Origin of the sequence: Paenibacillus sp. 2KB_22 (genome assembly GCF_052115745.1) — a bacterium.
In the GTDB taxonomy this organism is placed as follows: Bacteria; Bacillota; Bacilli; order Paenibacillales; family Paenibacillaceae; genus Paenibacillus.
This window is the reverse complement of the sequence record NZ_JBFRHG010000001.1, coordinates 2,051,260-2,077,527: the sequence shown is the minus strand read 5'-3', so window position 1 is coordinate 2,077,527 and position 26,268 is coordinate 2,051,260. Positions and strand designations below refer to the sequence as shown.

At 49.8% G+C, this 26,268-nt stretch carries 22 protein-coding genes and 1 riboswitch; of the genes, 16 read left to right on the top strand and 6 right to left on the bottom strand.

Translation table 11 applies throughout. From position 1 onward, the window contains the following. Positions 1-82: 82 nt before the first annotated feature. Positions 83-1,087: a lipoate--protein ligase gene (locus AB4111_RS09180; RefSeq protein ID WP_347388155.1), complete on the bottom strand. Its 1,005-nt coding sequence runs from the start codon at positions 1,085-1,087 to the stop codon at positions 83-85. 189 nt (positions 1,088-1,276) lie between these two features. Between AB4111_RS09180 and cobD the strand changes: the two genes are divergently transcribed. The 11 genes from cobD (at position 1,277) to AB4111_RS09125 (ending at position 12,876) form a co-directional block, all read left to right on the top strand. Continuing rightward, the gene (gene cobD / locus AB4111_RS09175; protein ID WP_442031282.1) at positions 1,277-2,467 is read left to right on the top strand and encodes a threonine-phosphate decarboxylase CobD; all 1,191 of its coding nucleotides are present in this window, start codon (positions 1,277-1,279) and stop codon (positions 2,465-2,467) included. Beyond that, positions 2,464-3,300 (top strand): adenosylcobinamide amidohydrolase, encoded by an 837-nt coding sequence (locus AB4111_RS09170; RefSeq protein WP_442031281.1) that lies wholly within the window; start codon positions 2,464-2,466, stop codon positions 3,298-3,300. The genes cobD and AB4111_RS09170 overlap by 4 nt, the downstream gene beginning before the upstream one ends. A 37-nt stretch (positions 3,301-3,337) precedes the next feature. Beyond that, on the top strand, positions 3,338-4,318 hold the full coding sequence (gene cbiB / locus AB4111_RS09165) for an adenosylcobinamide-phosphate synthase CbiB (RefSeq protein WP_442031608.1): 981 nt from the start codon (positions 3,338-3,340) through the stop codon (positions 4,316-4,318). Further along, on the top strand, positions 4,309-4,995 hold the full coding sequence (locus AB4111_RS09160) for a histidine phosphatase family protein (RefSeq protein ID WP_442031280.1): 687 nt from the start codon (positions 4,309-4,311) through the stop codon (positions 4,993-4,995). Before cbiB ends, AB4111_RS09160 begins: the two co-directional genes overlap by 10 nt. Before the next feature lie 146 nt (positions 4,996-5,141). Further along, a riboswitch (cobalamin riboswitch) is annotated at positions 5,142-5,291 on the top strand. 447 nt (positions 5,292-5,738) lie between these two features. Further along, positions 5,739-6,737, top strand: a complete 999-nt coding sequence (locus AB4111_RS09155; protein WP_442031279.1) for an ABC transporter substrate-binding protein — start codon at positions 5,739-5,741, stop codon at positions 6,735-6,737. Beyond that, a complete protein-coding gene (locus tag AB4111_RS09150) occupies positions 6,734-7,780 on the top strand; it encodes a FecCD family ABC transporter permease (RefSeq protein WP_307414522.1) in 1,047 nt (348 codons plus the stop codon). The genes AB4111_RS09155 and AB4111_RS09150 overlap by 4 nt, the downstream gene beginning before the upstream one ends. Continuing rightward, positions 7,777-8,589, top strand: a complete 813-nt coding sequence (locus AB4111_RS09145; RefSeq protein WP_442031278.1) for an ABC transporter ATP-binding protein — start codon at positions 7,777-7,779, stop codon at positions 8,587-8,589. The genes AB4111_RS09150 and AB4111_RS09145 overlap by 4 nt, the downstream gene beginning before the upstream one ends. Positions 8,590-8,633: 44 nt before the next feature. Further along, positions 8,634-9,755, top strand: coding sequence for a nicotinate-nucleotide--dimethylbenzimidazole phosphoribosyltransferase (cobT, locus tag AB4111_RS09140; RefSeq protein ID WP_442031277.1), 1,122 nt, complete (start codon positions 8,634-8,636; stop codon positions 9,753-9,755). Continuing rightward, positions 9,752-10,312: a bifunctional adenosylcobinamide kinase/adenosylcobinamide-phosphate guanylyltransferase gene (gene cobU / locus AB4111_RS09135; protein WP_442031276.1), complete on the top strand. Its 561-nt coding sequence runs from the start codon at positions 9,752-9,754 to the stop codon at positions 10,310-10,312. The genes cobT and cobU overlap by 4 nt, the downstream gene beginning before the upstream one ends. Further along, positions 10,309-11,202, top strand: a complete 894-nt coding sequence (cobS, locus tag AB4111_RS09130; RefSeq protein ID WP_442031275.1) for an adenosylcobinamide-GDP ribazoletransferase — start codon at positions 10,309-10,311, stop codon at positions 11,200-11,202. The genes cobU and cobS overlap by 4 nt, the downstream gene beginning before the upstream one ends. A gap of 129 nt (positions 11,203-11,331) precedes the next feature. Further along, complete coding sequence (locus AB4111_RS09125; RefSeq protein WP_442031607.1) at positions 11,332-12,876, top strand: cobyric acid synthase; 1,545 nt, start codon at positions 11,332-11,334, stop codon at positions 12,874-12,876. A gap of 160 nt (positions 12,877-13,036) precedes the next feature. On the opposite strand, the gene AB4111_RS09120 is transcribed toward AB4111_RS09125, so the two are convergent. Further along, positions 13,037-14,737 carry a methyl-accepting chemotaxis protein gene (locus AB4111_RS09120; protein WP_442031274.1) on the bottom strand — a complete coding sequence of 567 codons (1,701 nt, stop codon included), beginning with the start codon at positions 14,735-14,737 and terminating at the stop codon, positions 13,037-13,039. A 349-nt stretch (positions 14,738-15,086) separates the two neighbouring features. On the opposite strand from AB4111_RS09120, the gene AB4111_RS09115 reads away from it, so the two are divergent. The 3 genes from AB4111_RS09115 (at position 15,087) to AB4111_RS09105 (ending at position 18,113) form a co-directional block, all read left to right on the top strand. Further along, complete coding sequence (locus AB4111_RS09115; protein ID WP_442031273.1) at positions 15,087-16,484, top strand: L-cystine transporter; 1,398 nt, start codon at positions 15,087-15,089, stop codon at positions 16,482-16,484. 379 nt (positions 16,485-16,863) lie between these two features. Further along, positions 16,864-17,547: a queuosine precursor transporter gene (locus tag AB4111_RS09110; protein WP_442031272.1), complete on the top strand. Its 684-nt coding sequence runs from the start codon at positions 16,864-16,866 to the stop codon at positions 17,545-17,547. A gap of 212 nt (positions 17,548-17,759) precedes the next feature. Next, a complete protein-coding gene (locus AB4111_RS09105; RefSeq protein ID WP_442031271.1) occupies positions 17,760-18,113 on the top strand; it encodes a hypothetical protein in 354 nt (117 codons plus the stop codon). A 288-nt stretch (positions 18,114-18,401) separates the two neighbouring features. Here the strand turns inward: AB4111_RS09105 and AB4111_RS09100 are convergent, their stop codons facing one another. After that, positions 18,402-19,490 (bottom strand): M24 family metallopeptidase, encoded by a 1,089-nt coding sequence (locus AB4111_RS09100; RefSeq protein WP_442031270.1) that lies wholly within the window; start codon positions 19,488-19,490, stop codon positions 18,402-18,404. Between the two features lie 263 nt (positions 19,491-19,753). Between AB4111_RS09100 and AB4111_RS09095 the strand changes: the two genes are divergently transcribed. Then, a complete protein-coding gene (locus AB4111_RS09095) occupies positions 19,754-20,965 on the top strand; it encodes a PQQ-dependent sugar dehydrogenase (protein ID WP_442031269.1) in 1,212 nt (403 codons plus the stop codon). A gap of 603 nt (positions 20,966-21,568) precedes the next feature. Here the strand turns inward: AB4111_RS09095 and AB4111_RS09090 are convergent. Both AB4111_RS09090 and AB4111_RS09085 read right to left on the bottom strand, forming a co-directional pair. Next, entirely contained in the window at positions 21,569-22,300 is a 732-nt protein-coding gene (locus AB4111_RS09090) for an MBL fold metallo-hydrolase (RefSeq protein WP_442031268.1), read from the bottom strand. Positions 22,301-22,356: 56 nt separating this feature from the next. Then, the gene (locus AB4111_RS09085) at positions 22,357-22,899 is read right to left on the bottom strand and encodes a hypothetical protein (protein WP_442031267.1); all 543 of its coding nucleotides are present in this window, start codon (positions 22,897-22,899) and stop codon (positions 22,357-22,359) included. 104 nt (positions 22,900-23,003) lie between these two features. Here AB4111_RS09085 and AB4111_RS09080 point away from each other — a divergent pair, with 104 nt between their 5' ends. Further along, a complete protein-coding gene (locus tag AB4111_RS09080) occupies positions 23,004-23,867 on the top strand; it encodes an SDR family oxidoreductase (protein WP_442031266.1) in 864 nt (287 codons plus the stop codon). Between the two features lie 47 nt (positions 23,868-23,914). Here the strand turns inward: AB4111_RS09080 and thrS are convergent, their stop codons facing one another. After that, positions 23,915-25,915, bottom strand: coding sequence for a threonine--tRNA ligase (gene thrS, locus AB4111_RS09075; protein ID WP_442031265.1), 2,001 nt, complete (start codon positions 25,913-25,915; stop codon positions 23,915-23,917). Positions 25,916-26,268 lie beyond the last annotated feature (353 nt).

The following is a 26,268-nucleotide window of genomic DNA, read 5'->3' as shown; positions in this document are numbered from 1 at the left end:
TTCGCTTCTTCCGATAAATTCTGTCTTCTCCGTTAACGTGTAATCTTAGACTTCGTTCTAAAACTATACTTCCATCTAAATCCTACTCTTCCAGGAAAACAAGGCCAATAAAGTCTTCCAGCTCAAGGTTACCGAAGTAATGTTTTACATCCAGGCCCTCAAGTGCAGTGCGCACATCGGATTCCTCATAACGCTTGCCGCGCAGCATATTTTCGATATCCGCTACATCGCCTACACCGAAGAAGTCGCCGAAGATTTTGATATCTTCGATATGTCCATCCTTGATGTTCATGCGCAGATCGATGATGCCGACAGGAAATTTGCGAGTGTGCTTCACATTGCTTTCCGGAGACAAGCCATAGTTCCAGTCCCAGTTGTTATAACGCTCAGCGGAGATTTCCTTAATTTTGTCCCAGTCCTTGTCAGTCAGCTTGTATTGCGGGACGTCCTGTGGCTCCATTCTGAAAATGTGACGTAACAGCTCATCGCGGAACTGCTCAATCGTCAGGTTGGTGTCAATCAGATCCCGTATGTTGGCGACCCGACTGCGCACGGACTTGGTGCTCTTGGATTTGAATTTCTCGGGATTGACGTTCAGGGAAGCCTGAACATGCTCCAGATTCAGATCAAACATCAAGGTGCCATGACTGAACATACGCCCACGCGTGGAAAACTGGGCATTGCCCGAAATTTTCTTTTCACCCACTTGCAGATCATTACGCCCGGTCAACTCAGCATTTACACCAAGCTCGTGCAATGCTTCAACGACAGGCTGGGTAAACTTGCGGAAATTGTGGAAGGATTGACCGTCATCGGCTGTAATAAAACTGAAATTCAGGTTGCCCAGATCGTGATATACCGCTCCGCCTCCCGATAGACGACGAACCACCTGCACACCGTTATCCTGAACGTACTCGATATTAATTTCTTCAATGGTATTTTGATGCTTTCCGATGATGATCGACGGACGGTTGATGTAGAACAGCAGATAGCTGTCATCCTCCATCGGCAGATGTTTCAGAATGTACTCCTCAATCGCCAGGTTTACAGAAGGATCTGTAATGCCCTGATTGTCTACAAACAGCATGGTCATTCCTCCATTAATGTATGTGAGGGATTGCTAGTCCCTTATGTAGTGAACCTTGTATATCAAACGGAACCGAAATTCCTCTTCTATTGTAAACGAATTATGGTTGGGACACAAAGAAAACAGGATTGACCCACACCTCCCGTGCCATCCATAATAAAAAGGACATACAGAAAGGATGACGGAAGAATGACCGGTTATATCGAAGTGTTCGGACATGGCGGGGACGTGGAGACGGCTGCGTCACGATTCGGGAGGGCCGCCACTGATTTTCTGGATTTCAGTGCCAACATTAATCCGCTCGGTCCGCCCAGAGAGGTGCTGGAGGCTATACAGCAAGGATTGCAGTCGGTAATTCGGTATCCCGATCCGGGGCATCGGGGATTCAAAGCACTGCTGAGCGAGCGTCTTGGTGTGATGCAGGAGCAGATTTCCGTGGGCAACGGTGCAGCCGAGAGTATGGCGCTCATTCTGCTGGGGCTTGCCCCGCGCAAGGTGGGTACGGTGGAACCGGGATTCTCGGAGTACCGGGCGTTGGCCCGACAATTCGGTGCCGAGGTTGTGCATACGGAGGGCAGGGAAGAGCTGGCGTGGCGAGCGGAACCCAATGACATTGAGCAGCTCATGGAAAAGGTAGACCTGCTCTTCCTTGGCCAGCCCAACAATCCGAACGGTGTACAATATCCGCTTGAAGTATTGCAAAGACTTGCCCGTAAAGCAGAAAAAACGGAAACCGTACTCGTCATTGACGAGGCCTTTATCGATTTTATTCCGGTAGCCCGGCGCCAGTCCCTGGCAGCACATCTGAACGACTATCCAAATGTGATCATCATTCGTTCGATGACGAAGTTTTATGCCATTCCGGGCTTGCGTCTAGGATATGCTTTGGGCCGTGCGGAATATATTCAGGCAATGACGAAGAAACAGGTGACCTGGAGTGTCAACGGTCTGGCGCTTATGGCAGGTGAAGCCTGTCTGCGCAGTGGAGAACGGTACGAACTGGAGACCCTATCACAGATCACGCGGGAACGGGGACATCTCATCGCTGGGCTGCAGGCGTATGGATGTGCGGTGACACCGGGAGAGGCGAACTTTATTTTGGCACGTGTGCCGGCCCCTTGGACAGCAGCATCCATGCAGGAGGCGCTGGGGCAAAGGGGTATCCTGATTCGCAGCTGTGCCATGTATCCGGGGCTTGACGAAGGCCATGTGCGTTTCGCGGTCAAGGATGCAGACGCCAATGCTACTTTGCTCGAAGTGCTGGGCAGCGTGTTGGAAACCAAGGGATATCCAAATGTCGATCAGTCTTCCATTCATGAATCCAGTCAGCAGGAGAAGGCGAAAGATTCGGAACAGGAACAGGGAGGGAAGCGGCAATGACACTCCCGTTTTATAACTACTTTACGAATGGAGAAACAGACGAGAATGAGTATGCGGCCTTTTCCTGGCCAGGACTGAACATATCTGCACATGAACGACATATCAAAGCACAGAGTCCAAGGGCAGCCCAAGCGCTGTCGAATGCGGTATATGGCGGCGGGATGCTTGAACTGGATCGCATATTTAACATCTATGTGGACAGGCATTACCGCTGTGATGATCCGCCGCGTGATATCGAACAAGCGCTGAACGAATGGCAAGAGCCGCGGGATCAATGTGCCGGATTATTGACGGCCGTAAGGCTGGAGCATACTTCCATTCAGGAATATACAAGTGATGAATTTGGCCTTCTGTGCTGTACCACTGCGGGTGTATCAAATGCCGCACGAGCGGGGTCGGAGAGAACGGTATTTGATGCGGCAGGAAATAAGACGATGTCTTCCGGCAGGGAGCGCTCTGCTCCTTCAGCACGGAATCTGACGATGCCATCCTATGTCCCAGGTACAATTAACATCATGCTCTGGTTGAATGGACGCATGACCAGCGGGGCAATGGTGAATGCAGTACAGACGGCGGTGGAAGCCAAAGCGGCAGCGCTGGCGGATGCGGGGGTTCTGGATTCGGAGAACGGGTTGCCCGCCACCGGCACCACAACTGATGCCATTGTATTTGCGGTACGTCAGGCAGTGGAGGAAACACAACCGATGATCGCTTATGCCGGGACAGCGACTACGGCAGGGGCGGCGATTGGCAGACTGGTATACGACACGGTGACGGAGAGCCTTCAGGCCGGACTGTACGGAAAGAGAGGATCAGGCACAAATGACTTTTGAGGTGGAGCATCTATGGACTTGGCCGTTCTGGACAGGCATGGCGGGAGCCTGGATTATTATACTGGCGTACCTGTTGGACCGATGTATCGGAGATCCGCGCTGGATTCCCCACCCGGTGATTGGCATGGGAAAAGGCATCTCGGCGTTGGAGCGTGTCATTCGCTCGCGTGTGAGCACAGATTCGGGGCTGAAGAGAGCAGGGCTGTTGTTTCCGATTGTGATCGCGGGGGGGTCTTTTGCCATCACGTGGGGACTTGTATATGTGCTTGGGCTGATTCATCCTGTCATTGCGGTGGCAGCTGAAGTAGTGCTCATCGCAACGACCATTGCTTCAAAAGGGCTTAAGGATGCAGGTATGGAAGTGTATCGTCATCTGAAGCAGCAGGATTGGCCGGCGGCCAGACGTTCACTGGGCATGATTGTTGGACGTGATACAGCGCATCTGGATGAACCGGAGGTTGTGCGGGGAACGGTAGAGACGGTTGCCGAAAATATCGTTGATGCCATTGTATCCCCGTTATTCTATGCGCTTATTGGAGGCGCTCCGCTTGCTATGGCTTATCGTGCCGTCAACACGCTGGATTCCATGGTTGGATATAAAAATGACAAGTATTTGCATCTTGGCTGGGCCTCGGCCCGTCTGGATGATGTGGCGAACTGGATACCTGCCCGGTTGACCGCGATGCTATTAATCGTGGGTGCGTGGGTGATGAAGATGGACGCCAAAGGAGCAGCACGCATGGTCGCACGGGATGCAAGACTGCATCCAAGTCCGAATAGCGGTTTTCCCGAATCAGCGGTGGCTGGAGCACTGGGCATCCGGCTTGGTGGACATAACGTGTATCATGGAGTTGCTTCGTTTCGCGCCTACATGGGGGAGGCCAAACGGCCGATGGAAGCCGAGGATATTGTGCGAACATCACGCCTGATGTTCTGGTCGGCAGGGGCTTTTGTTGTACTGTGCGTGTTCATAACGCTGGGTATGTGGCTGGCAGGAGGGACGCTGTTATGGCCGTAAATGAAGGAAATGCAGGCAATGAAGTACATAGGGATCAACCCGGTCCGCTGAAACGAAACATTCTGTGGGTCCGTCACGGGACAACGCTGTGGAATGTGGAAAAAAGATACCTGGGGCATACCGACATCGGTCTGCTGCCAGATGCCAAAGAAGAACTGGCTCCGCTTCATGAACAATTGAGCAATGTTCCGTGGAACGAGCTATATTGCAGTGATCTTCTTCGCTGCCGGCAGACGCTGGAACAGATTCTTCCTGATGCCAGCGGACAGGTGAAGTTCGACTCGCGCCTGCGCGAGAATGATTTTGGACAGTGGGAAGGGCTGACGTATGAGCAGCTCAAGGATAACCCTGTGTACCGAAGCTGGATTGATGCGCCGCAGAAGGTCACTCCGCCCGGTGGGGAATCGTGGCAGGAGTTTACGGGGCGAATGGATTCCTTTCTTCAAGAGATGTTGTTGGAGGGTCGTCCTTCGATCCACGTTGATGAGGGGCAAGTTCCTACCATGGTTGTGGTTACGCATGGTGGTGTCATCCGGTATGCCTTGTCCCGTCTGATTGCCGGGCTTGGGTTCTGGGATACACATGTCGTACCGGGACAGGCGATTCAGGTTCAGCTTGATCGACAGGGGAATCAATGGTTTGGCAGCAGAGTGACTTTTCCGCCAATCGGGTTGTAAGGATGTACAATATACCCTATAATCACAACAGAAGTGTGACTTCAGCATGGATACAGATACGCTCAGGCAGTGAAGCCTCAACGAGTATGCAACATGCAGAAATTACACGGCAATGGTTTACCATATCAGCGACCAAGGGTCCCGCGTGTGAAGGCTGTTTTCATGGCAGATTAGTACGAGTCGTGAAACACACAAGGGTGAAATGGGGAAGTCGGTGCAAATCCGGCACGGTCCCGCCACTGTAAAACAGGATGATTCCTGTAAGTCAGGTTACCTGCCCTGGACGTACAAACCGGTGTTCCTTCGAGGAAAGGACAGCGTTTCGGGCTATTCTATGCGCATGGACAACCTTTGGTTGAACATGTACAGATCGCCATATGCGAGACGTCATCCCTGATCCTGGACGTATGGATTGGGGATTTTTTATTGTTCATGTAAGATGAACGAGACCAATTTTACACGAGGTCACTACGATTGCAGTACCATCTTCCGATCGCTGTTATCCCCAGATTTTTTGATGCCCTTTTTGAAAGGGGAAATCCGGTGATAAGCGTATGCTTCCGATTTAGCTTTCTTGTAGAAAGCTTTAAGCGAACACTTCGTTTCTTCAGATCGGTTCTGCACTCTCCGTTAACGTGTAAATGTTGCAGTTCAAACCTTATACAGGAACACCAAGGCATGGGAGCAGGAGTTTAAGCACGATGCAAGAAAATAGCACAAATAGAGAAGGGGAGAATAACAGAATGAATTTCAAGAATTGGAAAAGCGTAGCGTCCCTGCTAAGTGCAGCGGCACTCGCACTGGCTTTGGCCGGATGTGGCAATGCAACAACGAACGAGGGCACAGGTACTTCACAGCAACCGGCACAGGAGCAGTCCCAAGGCCAGGCGCAGACGGACCTCAAAACACAATATCCACTTACCGTTACAGATGCAACGGGTGAATCGTTTACTTTTGAAAAGGCGCCAGCCAAAATTGTATCCGTGTCTCCGGCTGAGACAGAGTCCCTGTTTGCCCTTGGATTGGATGAACAGATCGTTGGTGTATCCGACTATGATGATTATCCTGAAGCAGCAACAACCAAAGCGAAAATGGGCGGGATCACCAAGCCCAATGAAGAGTCCATCATTGCAGCTGAAGCCGACATCGTCTTCACAGGTATCTCGATGAGCGAGGATGCCGTGAAGAAGCTGCGCGAGTTGGGTATTACCATTTTCAAAACGGATCCTAAATCCATCGACGATGTGATGAACAATATCGAAACCTTCGGTAAAATCACCGATCATCAGGAAAAAGCACAAGAAATCATCACTCAGATGAAACAGGATGTGACGGATGTAACCGAAGCGGTGAAGGCCGTTAAAACGGAAGATAAGAAAAAAGTATACGTTGAGTTCTCCCCAGGCTGGACTGTAGGTAAAGGCGAATTCATGGATGAACTCATCACTGTAGCCGGAGGTAGCAATATTGCTTCGGACAAAGAGGGCTGGTATGAAATTAATGAAGAAAACGTGATTGCCTCCAACCCCGATGTGATCCTGTATGCCAACGATGTGATTGATGAGAACTCCAAAACACTGGATCAAATCATCAAGGCGCGCAGCGGCTGGGATCAAATTACTGCTGTGAAAAATGACGCGGTTATTGGCCTGGATGCCAACCTGCTGAGCCGTCCGGGTCCACGGGTAACTCAAGGGTTGAAAGAAGTAGCCAAAACGATCTACCCTGACTTGTTCCAATGAGTAAAAAGCTGATCCTGTTCGGGACGACGGGCATGGTGCTGCTGGTGCTCACTGTGCTCATCTGCACGGGCATTGGTTCAGTAGCGTTGCCAATCCGGGATATTGCAGGTATTCTGATTCACAAAATTCCCTGGGTAGGCGACTGGATTACACCGGATTGGAATAAGGCGGCCGAACAGATTATCTGGAAAGTCCGTTTTCCGCGCGTACTGCTTGCTGTGCTCGTGGGTGCTTCACTAGCCATTGCGGGTGCGGGCTTCCAGGGGGTGCTGCGTAATCCGCTGGCCGATCCGTTTACGCTGGGTGTATCATCCGGTGCATCGGTGGGGGCTGCTTTCCTGATTTTCTTCGGATTGCAGTATGCACTGATTGGAATCTGGACCTTACCCTTGATTGCATTTTTGACGGGTGTAATCACGTTATGGTTTGTTATGGCACTGGCTCGTGAAGGGCGCAAAATACCTACACATAGCCTCATTCTGGCTGGTGTGGTCATGCAAAGTTTCCTGGGCGCAGTTGTTTCCTTCCTGTCGACCATGTCGAAACAGACGATTAATGAAATTATATACTGGACGATGGGAAGTCTGGCTCTGCGTGGGTGGTCGTATACGGCCATCCTTTTCCCGTATTTTCTGTTAGGGCTGGTCTTTCTCTGGAGCCGGGCACGCTCGTTGAATGTGCTTGCGCTGGGAGAACGTCAAGCGGCACATATCGGGATTGGCGTGGACAGGCTTAAGCTGTCCGTGCTGGCAGTCGGCACACTGCTGACCGCAGGTGCTGTCTCGGTATCAGGTGTCATCGGATTTGTTGGATTAGTGATCCCGCATATGTTGCGGCTGCTGGTGGGGCCGGATTATCGACTGCTGGTACCTTTGTCTGCCATTGGTGGAGCAATCTTCATGGTGTGGGCCGATACCATCGCCAGGTCGTTGCTTGCGCCAACTGAAATTCCGCTCGGTGTCGTCACCGCCTTTGTTGGTGCGCCGTTCTTTGCTTACCTGCTGCACCGGAACAAAAAGTTGCAGAAGGGGATGATGCCATGAATTCCAGTACCGATTCAAACTCAACTTCCCTTATTTCCATTAAGGGAGCAGGGAAGTCATATGGCAATCACCAGGCATTGCGTAGTGTAGACTGGCATGTTGGTGAAGGTGACTGGTGGGGCGTTGTCGGTCCAAACGGCAGCGGCAAGTCCACTCTGATCCAGCTTATTGCCGGAACGGAACAGTTAAGCGAAGGTCAGATCCGTATCGATGGTCGAGACATCGGCTCATACAGCCGTAAGGACCTGTCGCGCATGATCGCTGTATTGCAGCAGGACGGCTTGCCACCCATCTCTTATCCCGTACGAGATGTGGTGGAGATGGGGAGATATCCGTACCAGAACTGGCTGGGGCGGGAAGCGGGTGATGGGGCACTTGTGGTAGACAGAGTGCTTGAAGACCTGGGATTGACGGAGCTGGCGGACAGACCGCTGGATGCACTCAGCGGCGGGCAACGACAACGGGTCGCACTTGCCAAAGTTATGGCTCAGGAGCCGCGGTTGCTGCTGCTGGACGAGCCGACTACGTTTCTGGATATTAAGTATCAATTGCAATTCATGGAATTGTTATCGGCATGGCGACAGAGAAATAACATTACGATTGTGGCTGTGCTGCATGATCTGAATCTCGCCGCGTTATTTTGCGATCACATTCTGGCGCTGCGAGAGGGCGTAGCGGTGGGAAAGGGGACGCCTCATACGTTAATCAACGATGAGAATATTCAGGACATATTTCGCGTCAAACCCGCAATTGTTTCCCATCCCGACCATGCGATACCTCAACTGCTGCTGCGGCGGGACATCGATTAATTGAAGCGGGCAACCCATATTTTGATGAAGGAAGTGCTGGTTGTATGAATAATGAACAGGTGTTGGAGCAATTAACCCAAAGGATTACCGCTCCTGACCAGGAAGTGGCGGCAGAGACCTCTGCGCACGTGGATTCGTTGACGAAGCCGCCGGGGAGTCTGGGCAAATTGGAAGAGTTGGTAATCCGCCTGGCAGGCATGACGGGCAATGTACGTCCGCGTTTTGATCACAGGGCGGTCATTGTCATGGCCGCAGATCACGGCGTAGTGGAAGAAGGCATCAGTGCTTTTCCTGCTGAAGTAACCCCGCAGATGGTCATGAATTTCCTCGCTGGGGGCGCAGCCGTGAATGTGCTTGCACGTCACGCAGGTGCTGATGTGATCTGTGTGGATATCGGGGTGAATGCCGATCTTGAACATCCGGGCCTGCTCACCCGTAAAATTCGCAAAGGCACGGCCAACATGGCCCGAGGCGCAGCGATGACCCGGGATGAGGCAGTTCGGGCTATCCTTGCGGGAGCCGAAGTTGTATCGGCAGAGGTGGCGAAGGGAACACAGTTGTTTGTCACTGGGGAGATGGGAATTGGCAACACCACTGCAAGTGCTGCGGTAATGAGCGCACTAACCGGAGTTGCCCCTGCCGCTGCCGTGGGGAGAGGTACCGGCATTGATGATGCAGGCTTGCAGCGCAAGGCTGCTGTAGTCAGCCGGGCGCTTAGCGTAAACGCACCGAACCCGGAAGATGCACTGGATGTTCTGTGCAAGGTGGGTGGACTGGAGATTGCCGGACTCACGGGGGTTATCCTCGCAGCAGCTGCTCATCGTTGCCCGGTCGTTGTAGACGGGTTCATCTCTACCGCAGCAGCGCTGGTTGCGAGACAACTTGCACCGCTGAGCACAGCTTATATGATCGCTTCTCATACTTCACATGAAAATGGACATGGAGCGCTGCTGCGTGAACTGGACCTGAAATCGATGCTGGATCTGGACATGCGTCTGGGTGAAGGCACAGGTGGTGTGCTCAGTCTTCATCTAATTGACGCAGCATGTCTTATTCTGAACGAGATGGCAACCTTTGCAAGCGCGGGTGTCTCGGACGGGACAAGCCCTGCTCTGGACTCTGCTGCGTCGGATGACTCATCCGTGCAAAGAGAGGGTTCCCGATGAGTGTACTGGTGACGGGCGGGGCACGCAGTGGCAAAAGCTCCTTTGCCGAACGTCTCTGCATGCAGCGTTCCTCGGAGGCCTGGTATGTGGCGACAGCCCAGGCGTACGATGATGAAATGCGTGAGCGTATCGCCATGCATCAGCATCAGCGCGAGGCATCAGGGTATCTGTGGCATACGATGGAAGAGCCGATACATCTGCCTGCTTTGATAAGCCGCATGGGTGAAGGGCATACAGGGACTTCTGCACCCACCATTCTGGTGGATTGCCTGACGCTGTGGCTGACGAATGTTTTGTTAGCACATGAGCATGACGAGAAGCAGGTGTTACAGGGACATTTGGACGCGCTGGTTGAAGCGATTCGAACCTATCCCGGTTTGCTTGTTCTGGTTACGAATGAAGTGGGGGACGGAATCGTACCAGAATATGCCCTTGGCAGGAAATATCGGGATTTGGCCGGTCTACTGAATCAGCGCATTGCGGCGATATGCGGTGAAGTGTTCCTGGTGACCGTAGGCATCGCGATTGAGCTAAAAAGCAAGGAGTATCGCTTATGAAGGATGGCACGCCTGCTCCTCAGCGCAAACATACGGCGGCGGCAGCCGCTTTTCAATTTTTGTCCCGTTTCCCTGTCAAAATGCAAATCGATTTTGTCCCGCCGCTGCTGCGGGAAAGTGTTGTCTTTTATCCGCTGGTCGGTGCTGCAATCGGTCTGTGTGTCTGGCTCGCGGGAGCCTTAAGCGGTGCAGTGCTTCCAGCCTTTCCGGCTGCTGTCCTGACCTTGACGTTATGGGTATGGCTCACTGGTGGCCTTCATCTTGACGGATGGATGGATACGGCGGATGGCTTGCTCAGTTATCGTACCCGTGAGCGGATGCTTGAGATTATGAAGGACAGCCGAGTGGGGGCCATGGGCGTGATCGCCTGCGTCTTGCTGATGATGATGAAAGCGGCGCTGATCGCCGACTTTATTGCCCGGGGCCACTGGGTGTACGGTGCGCTGCTGATCCTGCCCATGATCTGGAGCCGCTGGTTCATGGTGTATGCCATGTCAGCCTGGCCGAATGCGCGCCGAGATGATGGACTTGCCGTATTGTTCAAAGGTCTCGGTGAGCGGAAGGAAGTCCAGCGAGCACGCAGCTCAGCCGTGGGGCTGACCTTGATCGCAGGGGCAGTTACGTTTGCCGCGGTGTGGCTATTCAAGCCGGATATGGGGATTGCAGATGCCATGGTGAGTGGTCTGGGAACACTGCCATGGTGGCTATACCCGATGACGGCGGTTATTATACTGCCTGTGGCGTGTTATTACATCGGCCGATTCGTGGCTGCCCGGATCAGTGAGCGGCTCGGCGGTTTAACCGGGGATACGTATGGTGCCATGAATGAGCTGTTGGAGGCGGTTTTGTTGACCGTGCTGAGCGTGCTTCAAGGACTGTTCTGGCTTTAACTTTTGAAGTGTGAAGCAGTTTGGATAGCGTTACGCATGAGGTTGGCAGCAAGGTGATCTGGAGATAACACGGAGACAGGGGGAAAGATCGTGGAGGGTAAGCTTGTACAGCAAACAGCGGCAGTACTCATGCTGCAAGGAACGGCTTCCGATGTAGGTAAAAGTGTGATTACAACGGCATTGTGCCGAATTTTTAAACAGGATGGCTTCGAGCCTGCTCCGTTCAAGTCACAGAATATGGCACTGAATTCCTATGTGACGGAAGATGGCAAGGAGATCGGTCGGGCCCAGGGGGCACAGGCAGAGGCCTGCGGTATTGAGGCGACAACCGACATGAACCCGATCCTGATCAAGCCGGTGCGGGACATGCATTCGCAGATCGTGGTACACGGTGTACCTTTTGCCCAGATGAGTGCTTCGGACTACCGTCAGCATTTCCTGCCTGAAGCAAAGCAGACGGTTATGGATGCCTTGAACCGGCTACGGGATACCTATGATATTGTGCTGATGGAAGGAGCGGGCAGTCCTGCCGAGATCAATCTGAAGGACCGGGATATCGTCAACATGAATCTGGCAGGCTGGGCCGATGCGCCGGTGATTCTGATCTCCGATATTGATCGGGGCGGGGTGTTTGCTTCCATCGTAGGTACGCTGGAGCTGCTGGAACCGCATGAAGTAGCTCGTGTCAAAGGATTCATAATTAACAAGTTTCGCGGCGATCTGTCCCTGTTGCAACCGGGACTAGACTGGCTCGAAGAACGGACAGGCATTCCAGTATTAGGTGTATTGCCTTACATAAGAGATATTCAGATTGAAGCGGAAGATTCAGTGGTGCTGGACTCCATGCGTCATGGGAAGTCCGGCAAAACCGAGCTGGATCTGGCGGTGATCCGATATCCGCGAATTTCCAACTTTACAGACTTTGATGCCCTTTCTCGTGAACCGGATGTGAATGTGCGTTACGTGACCTCGTCAGAGGAATTGGGCAGTCCGGATGCCATTCTGCTACCGGGTACGAAGGATACAATAGGGGATCTGGCGTTTCTGCGAGAGTCAGGGTTGGAGCAAGCGATTGCCAGCCAGACTGAGCGTGAGAATGTTCAGCTCGTAGGCATATGTGGCGGATACCAGATGCTGGGACGTCATCTGAAGGACCCGTTCGCTGTGGAAGCGAATCAGATCCAGGAAGCGAAAGGGCTTGGTTGGCTCCCGCTATCGACAACGTTTCTTCAGAACAAGCAGACCGTCAGAGCTTCCGGACGGGTGCAGCCTAATCACCCTATTCGTCTGTATGGTGAGCTAGATGTAACAGATGCTTCATTACCTGTTAACGGATATGAGATTCATATGGGCGTTACGGAGTGCCACGAGCCTGAACGTGTAACCACGTTGTTTGAAATCTCACATCCAGGTGGGCAACCTTTCCAAGAGGGCTGGGGATCAGCGGATGGCAGCGTGTGGGGAACCTACTTGCATGGTTTGTTTGAAAGTGATCTGTTCCGCCGTTCGTGGCTTAATGGTTTGCGTGCAGGAAAGGGACTGGCTCCACTTCAGGAGACATATAGTGTACATGAACGTAAGGAGATGGAGTTCGATCGGGTAGCCGAATCATTGCGTTCGGCATTGGATATGAAGCGTGTGTACGAGATTATGGGTATTAAGTTACCGGAGTGAACATCATTAGTACAGCTAAGGCATTATCGTTATATACAACAATACCCCCATGTCCGACAAACCGTTCTTTGGAAACGGAATGTTAGCGGCATGGGGGTATTGTATATCCTATGATTAAATGAGGTTTAAATCAGGTGATGATGGGTTAATGGTATACCTGTTAGTTTATTTTGAATTTCTTCATAGCGGATTGCAGCTCTACAGCTTGTTCATGCAGATGGCGAACCGTATTCGAATGTGAATCCATCTCGCTGAGCTGAAGATCTGCTGTTGAAGCAATCTGTAACATGCTCTCACGGGATTTGGTCGTAATCTGTGCCGTTTCTTCAACGGACGCACTCACTTCTTCAGCACCAGCGGATACTTGTTGTGTCGAAGCAGAGACGGTCTGAATGGTCAGATTGACGTTCTGGATCAACTCATTCAGTTGCTTGAAGGCTGAACCTGCTTGTTGAACAACATTTGTACCTGAACCAATCTCCTGGGTTACACGGTTCATGGCGTCAACGGAACGTTCAGCATCTTCACGAATGGTACCCAGATAATCCGAAATTTCTTCGGTGGCTGTCTTGGATTGCTCGGCAAGTTTGCGAACTTCTCCAGCAACAACAGCGAATCCGCGGCCATGCTCTCCGGCACGTGCTGCTTCAATAGAGGCGTTAAGTGACAGCATGTTAATTTGTTTGGTGATCTCAAAAATGGAAGCAACAATGGTGCCTATGGCTACCGAACGTTCATTCATGGTTTCCACATATCGCAACGATTCGCTTGCTGTCTGGCCTACACGCTCCATCTGCTCAATGGCATTCTGAGCCAGTCGGTTACCGTTAACTGCCTCGTTGGCTGCTTCACCAATCTGGTCAGACACTTCAGCGGAAGAAGAAGCAATATGCATGATACCTTGCGTAATTTCTTCCATGGCTCTGGCGTTCTCGGATGCGCTTGACGCAATGCTGATGCTACCTTTCTCTGCATCTTCAGCGGAGCGGCTGGAGTTTCGAACCATACCGGACATCGATTCAACCCGCTGAAGCAAGTCATTGGAGCCTGACACAACTTCATTGGACGTGGACAAGGCACGGCTGATCATTTCTTTCAGATTATGCGTCATCGTCTGGAAGCTTGAAGCGAGCTGGGCAATTTCATCTTTGCCTTTGATCTGGAGTTCAGCGGTCAGATCACCTTGGGATATTTGTTTACTATGTTGGACGAGCTTGATGATCGGTTTGGTTACTCTTTTGATCATACTAGTGGTGATAAGCCAGCCGAGTACAAAGACTAATGCTGTAATCCCAAGACATAGCCAGAAAATCTGGGTAATCTTATCCTGAATGAATTGGGCATCCATGCTTACAGCCATAATCATGTTACTTCCTGCAATTGGAATGAATGCTGCCTTATGTACACCGAAGGAATCGGAATAGACTTCGCTGATTACCATTTCTTTGCTCTCGATGGCTGTATTCATTGCTGGCTCTACCGTGATATCATCCTGGGCTTTCATACCTGAGGAAGAGTTGGCCACAACAACTTTGGCTGAGCCATCCTGGATAGCGACAACGTAAGCTGCATCCAGATTATGTTCTTTTGCTTTATCTGCCAGATACGATTCCACGGTCATGGCAGCACCTTCAGCACCGGCTCCGCCACTCTGTACCTGTAGGATTTTGGATGCCGAAGTGTTCTTGTATATATCCTGAATGGACGTGTTTAGGACTTTGTCGAACTGCGGAAGAACGTAACTTTGAATAATATTCATCGATACGGCATAGAAACTAATACTGAACAACAGGGAAGCAACCAGCAGAACGAGGAACAAGGTGCCTCTGATTTTACCGGCAACGGTGCGATTACGAAACATATGATCATCCTTTCACGTCAAGTTCATTAACATTGTCGCTTTTCCGTACTCATAAGACCTATCTACCAATGAAGAAAGACCTAAATTATAGGTTGAGAAAACTTGGGAATAAGCGGATATACCTATATTACAAAATTAACCGGAGGTTGAATAGAACAATTTTCACGAATTGGTGTATTTTTTTCAGAAATAGATGAATCTGTTACATGCATATTACATAATATCAATTAATACCTACCAGAATAGTTTGTTATATGGTATATTGTAAAATGTCTTGTTGGAAGTATAAAAAATAGAAGAGAATCGGATATGTTCCGGTTACACACATGCCTGAGGAGGATTTAAAGAAATGGATACGTTTCTAGTCATATTGAATGTAGTGGTTATGCTTGCTTTACTTGGCATCCTCTACTGGATGCAGAAAAAGCATATCTCCTTTACGAAACGCGTATTTGCGGGTCTGGGACTGGGGATTGTGTACGGGGTTATTCTTCAATTGGTGTACACATCAGGTTCTGATGTAGTTACAAAATCAGTCGATTGGTTCAATCTGGTCGGTTCAGGATATGTTCGTTTGTTGCAAATGGTCGTGATTCCATTGATCATGGTATCAATCATCTCAGCCATCATGAATTTGAAGGGGAAGCAAAATCTCGGCAAGATGAGTGTTTCCATTATTGCCATTCTGTTGATCACTACAGCGATTGCCGCAGGGGTCAGCATTGTAACGAGCCTTGGCTTTAACCTGACTTCCATTGAGATCCAAGGAGGAGACCGGGAGAATGCGCAGATTCAGAAGGTGGAGGAACGGCTTGTCGATGTGAAGGATCAGACAATCCCGCAGCAAGTGCTGGAATTCATTCCTTCGAATCCATTTGCAGATATGACAGGAGAACGTCGTACATCCACACTGGCGGTGGTTATCTTCTCCGCGTTCATCGGTGTAGCCGTACTTGGACTGGATCGCAAAAAACCACAACAGGCGGAAACATTCCGAGGTATGGTTAATGCCGTATATGCGGTGGTTATGCGGATTGTAACATTGGTGCTCAGGCTTACACCATACGGGATTCTTGCCCTTATCACCAAAGTAACGGCGACAACGAATCCGGATGAAATTCTCAAGTTGATCAAATTCGTCATTGCGTCCTATGTGGCCCTCATCGTGATGTTTATCATTCACTTGATCATTATCTCACTGTCCGGGTTCAACCCGATTACGTATGTGAAAAAGGTTCTGCCAACACTGGTATTTGCCTTTACATCCCGTTCAAGTGCAGCGTCGATCCCGCTGAATGTGGAGACACAGACGAAGAAACTGGGCGTATCCGACGGTATTGCCAACTTGTCTGCAAGCTTTGGTGCTACTATTGGGCAAAACGGCTGCGCCGGGATCTATCCGGCCATGCTGGCGGTGATGATTGCTCCGACGGTCGGCATCGACCCGCTGAGCTGGGACTTCATTGTGACTCTGATCCTCGTAGTCATGATCAGTTCGTTTGGTGTGGCTGGCGTTGGCGGCGGGGCAACCTTCGCTTCCCTAATTGTATTGTCCACCATGAATCTGCCTGTGGCTCTGGTTGGACTACTCATTTCCGTGGAGCCGCTGATCGACATGGGTCGTACAGCGCTTAACGTGAACGGGTCCATGACTTCTGGACTTGTAACCAGCAAAATTTTGAAAGAAAATGATCATGACACATTCAATGATCAGAGTCGTGAGCTGGATTCAGCTGTTCAGGCTTAATACAGAATGGATTAGATAGAGGCTCATATTAAGATAGCTAGAGCCGTCTGCAAGCCAAGTGAGAAAAGCCGTCCTTCGGAGGAATCCGGAGGGCGGTTTTTTTTGTAGCAATCGCATCATCATACCTGTGCATGTTGTGTGAAGCCATCTACTTTTTGATACTCGTAGTAAGAGAGAGGGAGGCAGGAAAAGCGTAGTATGGTCGAGAGGAACACGGGAGGAATATAGGAGGAATCGTAGTACTCAGGCACACTTGCAGTTATTTAGTTCTGTTCATGGGACGAGAAATGTGATAGAGTATTCATGTTTTGGCCCTGAGCCAAACCGCGGTTCGTAACCATCCCGCGTAATCAAAACTAGGAAGGCAGTGTATGTATTTATGTTTAACTTAGGGTGGGGAGCAGTTTTTGTTCTCGTAACTTATGGATTTTTCCTGCTGTGTTACCGCTTGTTCGGTAAAAAAGGTCTCTATGCCTGGATTGGTGTGGCTACGGTTATAGCCAACATTCAGGTGACCAAAACGATAGATATCATGGGAATTGTACTGACGCTTGGCAACACGATGTATGTCAGCATGTATCTGACCAGTGATCTACTGAATGAGAAGTATGGACCAGGTGAGGCGCGCAAAGCCGTATGGTTCGGATTCTTTACGTTGATCATGACGACGGTGCTGATGCAGATGGTGTTGTACTTTGACCCGGCACCGACGGACTTTGCACAGGAATCCATGGAAAAATTGTTTGGTCTGCTGCCACGATTGGCGCTCGGCAGTTTGTCTGCATATTTCATCAGTCAGTTCTTGGATGTACGATTATACTCCTGGTTACGCAAGGTAGCACCAGGACGCAATCAGTTGTGGATACGTACCAACGGTAGTTCAATCATAAGTTCATTCGTGGATACATTGGTGTTCTGCACGGTTGCCTTTGTCTTCATCTATCCTTGGGATGTATGGCTGGAAATCTTCCTGACGACGTATATTATCAAATTCGTATTAACTGCGGTTGGAACACCGTTCCTGTATGCTGCACGTAGCTTTAAGTTTAAAGATGAAGCTTAGACAATATTCAAAGCGGATCACTTAAAATCACCCTTTGCGCAGTCCATTGTAATTCGGACTCTGCAAGGGGATTTTTTTATAGAAAACACATGTCCCCGAAACAAGAAAAACCCTTTTTACATTATTATGAAAAAGTTATAATATAAACGACCTGTCGTTATGAGCGTGTATCATTAGCCAACGATGATTACATATAAAGGGGGGAATCGCACATGTACTCTACACTGCGTTATACACTGGAAAGCAATGGCACAACCTACGAGAATGATAGCATTAATGCCTCGTTATTGGTGGAGTTGATCACCAATCTGGAATTGCAGGACTACGTAGTACTTGCACCTTCGGAGCTGGTGGAGGGAAGTATGTATATGCAGGCTGCTGCGCTTGAGGAACCAGGGCAAATGGTGGCGGAGATTCGTTTGCAGGAAGGCGAGGACGGTTTCCGGCATTACAGCTACAGCACAACAGATCCGACTGCGATTATTCAATGGTTTCTGGATTATTGGGGGAAGCAACAGCTGCCACAGCTGGAATCCTGGCAGGATATCACGCATGAGTTTGACTAATGGTTAATGAGTAAGCAGGAATAAGACACGTAGGATGCAGACGAAGTAATTTAAGAATATGTTTCGTATAAATAAAATCCCGCAACCCATGATACCATGGATTTGCGGGATTTTTGCGTTTGCGTGTATACTTGCTACTTTTTCTGTATACAGGCCTAAGGAGTACGCGAAAAGAGTATATTATTTTGAAGTTACAGTTCAGCGCAGTTCCGTGCAGTTTAGTTCATGATAGATAATATCGGCTGAGCATTGATATATATGGTGTTTTGGACTTAGATCACAATTGGACTAGTCGGTAAGGATTCGCAGTTCTTTTGGATATGTTGTCAGAACTTCGACACCTGTCTCGGTCACAATCACATCATCTTCGATACGAACGCCGCCTGCTGCGGTATATATGCCCGGTTCAATTGTGAACACGGTACCTTCATTCAGAATGTCCATATTCTCTCCATGGAGAGAAGGATACTCATGTACGTCAATCCCCAGTCCATGGCCTACTCTATGCATAAAGCGCTCTCCGTACCCGGCTTCTTCCGTGACCTGACGTGCTGCACGATCCACTTCAGCGCAGGTGATGCCTGGTTTTACGATTTGGATAGCAGCTTCGTTCGCTGCGAGCACCGTGTTATAGATGGTTTTGAGTTCAGGTGAGATGTCACCAAAGGCGAATGTACGTGTGATATCCGAGGCATATCCGCCAGCATATACACCCATGTCAAACATCAACAGGTCTCCATGTTGCAGTTTCCGTTCACCCGGTGTCCCGTGTGGCAGACCTGTTTTAGGTCCAGTGAGCACCATGGTATCAAAGGAAGGGCCGTCAGCACCCAGCTTTTTCATCTGATACTCCATCTCGGCGACAAGTTCAATCTCGGTTACGCCTGTGCGAACATGAGAGAGGCCTTGACGCAATGTTTCTTCGATCAGGTGAATGGCATGGCGAATGCGAGCTACTTCATCGGGTGTTTTTTTTACACGTAATGTGCGAAGCAGGGGGCCGACATCTTGGAAGCTGGCAGCGCCCAGCGCTGCGGTCAGCTGCTCATAACGTGCGACCGTCACGTATTCTTTTTCGAGACCTACCCGGCCCAAGCGCCCCTGATAACGATCAAACAAAGCATACGGATTATCCGTATCTGTGTGAGTCGCAATGTTGGCTACCGAGGAAGCGGCTGCGGCAGCTTCAGCGTCCAGAGCGGGTACAATCAGCAGGGGTTCTTCGCCACGTGCGATAACCAAGCCAAGGAAGCGTTCATGCGGATTGCTCGCAAATCCAGTTAAATAGTAGATATGTTTTGGATCTGTGATCAACATGGCGTCCAATCCTTGCCCGGACAGATCGGCTTCAAGACGAGATAAAGGATTTTGATTCATAAGTGTAGTTGTCCACCTTTCCATTCAATACTATCCTTCTATTATAGAAGATTATGAAGGAATTCCAAACTGGAGTGATTTCAGATCGGTTGAATCCCTTGAATTCTCGGTTTAAGCGGCTAGTATGAAGGGTAATACAGGGCGAAACCGCTTTACACATGAATAATAGCGTCACAACAATAGAGAGCAATACATTAACAATACGTTGAAACATGGCTTATTTATTTTATACAAAAGAACGATATGCGAAGGGAGATGTAATCATGAATAATCGAGTAAACGTTCCACTGTATGCTTCATTATTAAGTGTGGCACTGTTGACCGCGTCATGCTCTTCAGGCGAACCCTCAACGGGAGGAGTAGAGCAGACGTCTCAGGGGCAGGGAACAGGTCAGGGACAGACAGCCAACGGAGGCAATACCGGTGCGAGTGGAACTGAGAGTGGAGCGCAGGGAGAGGCGGTTATTCCGTATCAGGCTTCCGTTCTGGTTGAAGGACTGAATGCACCATGGGAGATTGTAAGTGTGCCTGATGGTCGGATGTTTGTAACGGAACGCCCTGGTGCAATTCGGATTATTGAGGATGGAAAACTAGCCCCTGAACCACTGATTGAATTCTCAGCCCCATTTAATGAAGAAGGGGAAGGAGGTCTGTTGGGTCTTGCAGCTGATCCGGACTTTGAGGAGAACGGTTACTTGTATGCGTACCACTCCTATCTGGAAGGCGACGACATTGCCAATCGAGTGCTACGTTTGAAGGTGAATGACGGGAAAGCGGTTATAGACAAAGAACTGCTCGGTAACATTCCGGGCGGAACGAATCATAATGGTGGGCGGATCAAAATTGGCCCGGACAAGTTGCTCTATATCACGACAGGTGAGCGGTATGAACCGGAACTGTCACAGAACAAAGATAGCCTTGGGGGTAAAATATTACGGATTGGTCTCGATGGATCGATCCCTGCTGACAACCCATGGTCGAATTCACCTGTATACAGTATGGGACACCGCAACGCACAGGGACTGGCCTGGAACCCGGACAACGGTTATCTCTATGCTACTGAGCATGGTCAGCGTAATCATGATGAGATTAACCGGATTGTAGCTGGTGAGAATTATGGCTGGCCTGAGGTGGAGGGAGACGACGATGACAATGGCGCATACCAGGCTCCGCTCGCACATAGTGGGAACGATACATGGGCGCCGTCCGGTGTAGCTTTTGTTGAGGAAGGACCTTGGGCCGGCTCGCTGATTGCAGCGAATTTGCGTGGAGAACAGTTGCTGAAGATCACTCTTTCGGAAGATGGCACACAGGTAGAGAAGGTGGAACCCATCTTCGAAGATGAATGGGGCCGGATTCGCAATGTGAGTGCTGGCGAGGACGGAAAGTTATACGTGCTTACGAACAATCGGGATGGACGAGGATCGCCACGTGATGGGGATGACAAGCTGATTGTACTTACTCCGGAGAGTTGATTTATTCTAACGAACCTGACGCACCTTAAATAGAGGTTTAATGGCGTTTGTAGAATGGAACGAACCTCAGCCATGTTATATCGCCAAAATTCACTCGAAACCTGCGGGAAAATCAACGAAGTGAGTAAATAAGGTGTCTGGAGTTCGTTAGAAAATCTTAATGCTCAAAATTCTGCGTATAGAGTGTCTGAGATTCGTTACAGAACAGCTACAGCGTTTGGAGTGTGCCCAATTCATTACAGGCGGAACTCTGTCAAAAAAATCAGACACTTACGTTACGGATTTTTCGGTGAATTGTTTTGCCAAACGGGCAGGGGAAAGATACTGTGCACATGCCGTGGTGTAACATAAGATACTGCGTGCATATCGTGCGCAATAGGATCTGCCATACGGTCAACACCAGTACGGTAGTAGATACACATGCTTAATTAATCAAAGGAGCTGTCCCGTCAAATTCATGACTTATGGGACAGCTCCTTGATTGTAATGGATGTGTCAACCTAATCCTGAATGTGGCACAACATAGGGTTGCCACACTAAATTATCAAACATTATGAGAATGCGTTATCGTTCCAAAAATACTCACAAGTCCACTTTCTTTACTTATTCTGCGCTCTCCGCAAGTGTGGCAATGCGCTGAGCCGGATCATTCGTATACTCTCCACCGTGATAACAGAGAACCTTATCGAGTTTAAGGTCTGTCAGTTTCTTCAGGCTTCGCAGCGCTTCAGGCATGTCCGGTGTCGCAGGTGGCGCAGGGCCGACCAGTTCATCATCAACCACACGAAGTTCATCGGCGGCAAGCAGGAACTGCTGCTCACCGAAATACAAGCAGATATGACCTGGGGTATGTCCAGGTGTATGAATGACTTGTGTGCCTCCTTGCAGGGGTAACAGGTCTCCGTCTGCGAGCGTTCTGCTGATGTTCACTTCGGGCAGCTGCAAGAGCAGTTGGTCTGCCAGTGCCAGAACGGGCGCAGGCAGCAGAGCACGACGTTCAGGCGTGAACTTGATCAAAGGTTTCTCACCGGTTAGATATGGAATCTCATCGGCATGCGCCCAGATTTCCAGATCGGGGATGGCATCCAGAAGAGCGCCCAGATTACCGATATGATCGATGTCCTGATGTGTAATAATCACACGTTTGACGTCCGAGAGTTGTACGCCCTCGTGTTCTAATGCGGATTGAAGTTCAGCAAATTGGCCAATCATGCCCGTATCCACCAAGGTAACGCCATCTTCATCACGAAGCATGACGGGGAATATGGGGCTGTTCCCGGAAGGTGTGGGAATCTGAAGATTTAGCACAGTAATCGAAGTTGTTGAATGGCTCATGGTTATCCGGACCGTAGTCCGGTACACCTCCTTTTCTTTTTTAGCGATAATTGTTGTTATTCAGGGCGATTATATTTTAAGTGTTTTCTATATTTTTTTACCGTATGGAGCAGTGATTCGAACGTTTCTTCTTCATTACTGCCATCCTTAACGATGGAGACAAACGAGAAGTTATCATGAACAAGTTTGTTTCTTGTCTGAAATACCAGACCGAGGGCTTCAGCGAAGTGTTCTTTTTCGGATTCCAGAGCAATGAACTCTTTACTCAGTTCGGCTTGAATCATCTCCATGTTGGAGCGTGAACGGTAGGCAGGAGTTTTCATCAGCTGGGTCGAATTAAACTTTTTCTGATATACGTGTCTGTACAGTTGATGTAACATCTGTTCTATGATGGCGCATAGTTCGATGACCAGTGAAGCATATCTTCGGTTTTTGCGTTTTCGGGTGAGCTCACGTGTTTCTTCTTTGTCCAAAATACCGTATTTTTCATACAGCGTAGAATCAACGTTCTGCAAGATTTCCTGATATTCCTGTTCGAGTAGTGCGATTTCAAGTTTGGCTTGTTTTTTAACTTTTTTAAAATCTTCTTTGGTCAGCATACTTGTCCTCCCATGGAAACCGAGATGTGATCCTATCATTATCTCATATTGTCCGTCGTCGCGCCTCTAATTTCAGAACCTCAGGTTCAGAAGGGAAGTACCTCATGTCCAATCAGACAGCAATTGTAACTGGAGCTAACTCAGGTATGGGGTTGGCGACCACCATTGAACTTGCAAGACAAGGATATCGCGTAATCATGGCATGCCGCAGTGAGAAGCGCGGACAGGAGGCTCTTCAGGAAGCTTTGCGTCAGTCCGGCTCTTCTGCGATTGAATTGATGCTGTGTGACCTGGGTTCACTCGAAAGTATACGCCAGTTTGCCCGCACATTCCGCGAGCGTCATGATCGCCTTGACGTTCTGGTTAATAATGCGGGGGTGGTGATGGTCAAGCGGAAGGAAACCTCAGATGGGTTCGAACAAAGTATCGGGATTAACCATCTGGGACATTTCCTGCTGACTTTACTTTTGATCGAACCTCTGAAAGCTGCAACGCAGGGCCGGGTTGTGAACGTGTCGTCAGGTGCATACAAGGCCGGCAAAATCCACTTCGAAGATCCACATCTGCACAAAGGTTATAATCCGATCAAAAGCTATGCCCAATCCAAATTGGCTAACGTGTTGTTCACCCGAGCGCTGGCCCGTAAACTGTCAGGTACATCGGTTATAGTGAACTGTCTACACCCTGGTGCGGTGGGCACGAGTATTGGCGTAGATCGCAATACCGGATTTGGCACACGCATTATGGCGTTTGTAGGCAAGCTTCCATTTTTTCTGTCCCCTGAAGAAGGGGCGCGAACGGCTGTTTATTTGGCTACAAGCCCTGATGTTGCAGGTATCACCGGGCGTTACTTCTATCAACAGAAAGAGCAGCAGCTGAAGGCGCATGCCGTTGATGATGCTTCAGCTGAGCGTTTCTGGGCGTGGAGCGAAGAACAAGTTGGGCTAAAACCTGACGAGAAGTTGTAATTCAACACAAGTGGATGATTGACCATAGAGTAGAGCCGCTACTTTTTTTATACTTTTGCCTTCACAGCTTGTTGAACCAGTTCAATAAAAGCTTCAATACGTTGGATGCCTTGATCTCCCTGACCGTATACACGGACAGAGGCGGATGAGGCATTTTTCTCATTCTCACCAAGCACGAGTGAATAAGGCACTTTTTCCATCTGGGCTTCACGGATTTTGTATCCAAGTTTCTCACTTCGTAGATCTGTTTCGACCCGAATGCCCGCAGCCCGGAGCTGGCTCTGTACTTGGAGCGCATAATCTGCGTAATGATCCGATACAGGCAGCAGCTTCACTTGCACAGGTGCAAGCCAGAGTGGGAACGCTCCTGCGTAGTGTTCAGTCAAGATACCGATGAAACGATCGATGGAACCGTAGATGGCACGATGGATCACGACCGGACGGTGCTTCAGGCTATCCTCGCCAATGTAAGTGAGGTCGAACTTCTCCGGCATTTGAAAATCAAGCTGGATTGTTCCACATTGCCAGCTGCGCTTCAACGCATCGAGGATATGAAAGTCAATTTTCGGTCCATAGAAGGCACCGTCTCCTTCGTTAATGCGATACTCCACACCTCGGCGATCCAGTACATTTTGCAATGCACGTTCCGCCTGATCCCACAGCTCTTCCGATCCCATGGAATCTTCCGGTCGAGTGGACAACTCAATCTTATATTCGAATCCAAAGATATCGTACATACGTCCAATCAGTGAGATCGCCTGATTAATCTCGTCCTCGATCTGCTCTGGCATGACATAGAGATGGGCATCATCCTGGCAGAATGTCCGCACACGCATCATGCCGTTTAGGGCACCTGAGAATTCATGGCGGTGAACCTGACCGAATTCCATCATGCGAATCGGCAATTCGCGGTAGGAATGGAGTGTATTTTTGAAGATCAGCATGTGCCCGGGACAGTTCATCGGTTTCAGAGCAAAAGTGGAATCGTCTACTTCCGAAAAATACATATTGTCCTTGTAATGCTCCCAATGGCCGGATTGCTCCCACAGCCGGTTGTTCATCATGAGCGGCGTCCGTACTTCCTGATAACCTTCCTGTAATTGCAGTTCACGCGAGAATTGCTCCAGTTCAGTACGAACAGTCATGCCTTTAGGCAGATAGAAGGGCATGCCTGGAGCTTCTTCGGAGAACATGAATAGTTCAAGCTCTTTACCGAGTTTGCGGTGATCCCGTTTTTTCGCTTCTTCGAGCATGTGCAGATGTTCATCCAGTTGGGCTTTGTTTGGGAAAGCAGTGCCGTAGATACGTTGCAGCATCTTATTATCCGAGTTACCCCGCCAATACGCACCAGCCACATTCAGCAGCTTGAACGCTTTGATCCGGCCAGTGGACGGAAGATGGGGACCGCGACACAGATCGAAGAACTCTCCTTGATCATAGATCGAAAGTTCGGCGTCCTCTGGCAAATCCTGAATGAGTTCAAGCTTGTAGGGGTCCTGGATTTCTCCGAAGATACGGAGGGCTTCCTGCCGGTTAACGACCCGGCGACTAATCTTATGATTCTCCTGAATGATTTTGTTCATTTCCCGCTCGATGGCAGCCAGATCACTGATGGACAAGGCATGCTCCAGATCAACATCGTAATAGAATCCATCTTCAATGACGGGGCCGATACCCAGTTTCACTTGTTCAGCACCGTAGATGCGTTTGAGCGCCTGTGCGAGCACATGTGCTGCGCTGTGACGGTAACGATACAGACCTTCCGCACTGTCCAAAGTAACGATGACGAGTTCGCAATCTTGCTCAAGCACCCCATCGATATCGATATTCTGACCATCTGCAATACCGCCGATAGCCTGTTTCCCTAGACTTGTGCTGATGGATGAGGCGACTGCTCCGACAGTGATGCCTGCTTCGTAAGAACGTACGGCTCCACCTTGCAGACGGACCTCAATGGAACGACTGGATGGTTGAAGATCAACGGCTTGGTTGTTTACTTCGTTACCTGATATGTTGCTAGCTGAGTTACTGTTTTCCTGTTTGCTCATGTGAACCACTCTCCATTTCATCAAATGAAAGCGCAAAAAACACCCGTCCCGGAAAAGGGACGAGTGCGCTTGGCTCGTGGTTCCACCCTAATTTGGTTATGGTGCACTCTGCTCTCGGCCAGCCGCCGTGAACAGGAAACATCATAACCCTCATTGGAATCCGTTATCGGGGATCAGGCGGTGAACTCTACTGGCAACAAGCCGAACATCCGAAGGAGGTCCGTAATGCTGAGGTTCGAGGTCACGGCTGCAGAGGGGTAATTCCGGTCCGTTCGCTGAAGAAGGTTTCACCAATCCCCTCTCTCTCTGGGCAGCACGCAAACGAAATCATGTCTCTGGTCATCGCCAAATAT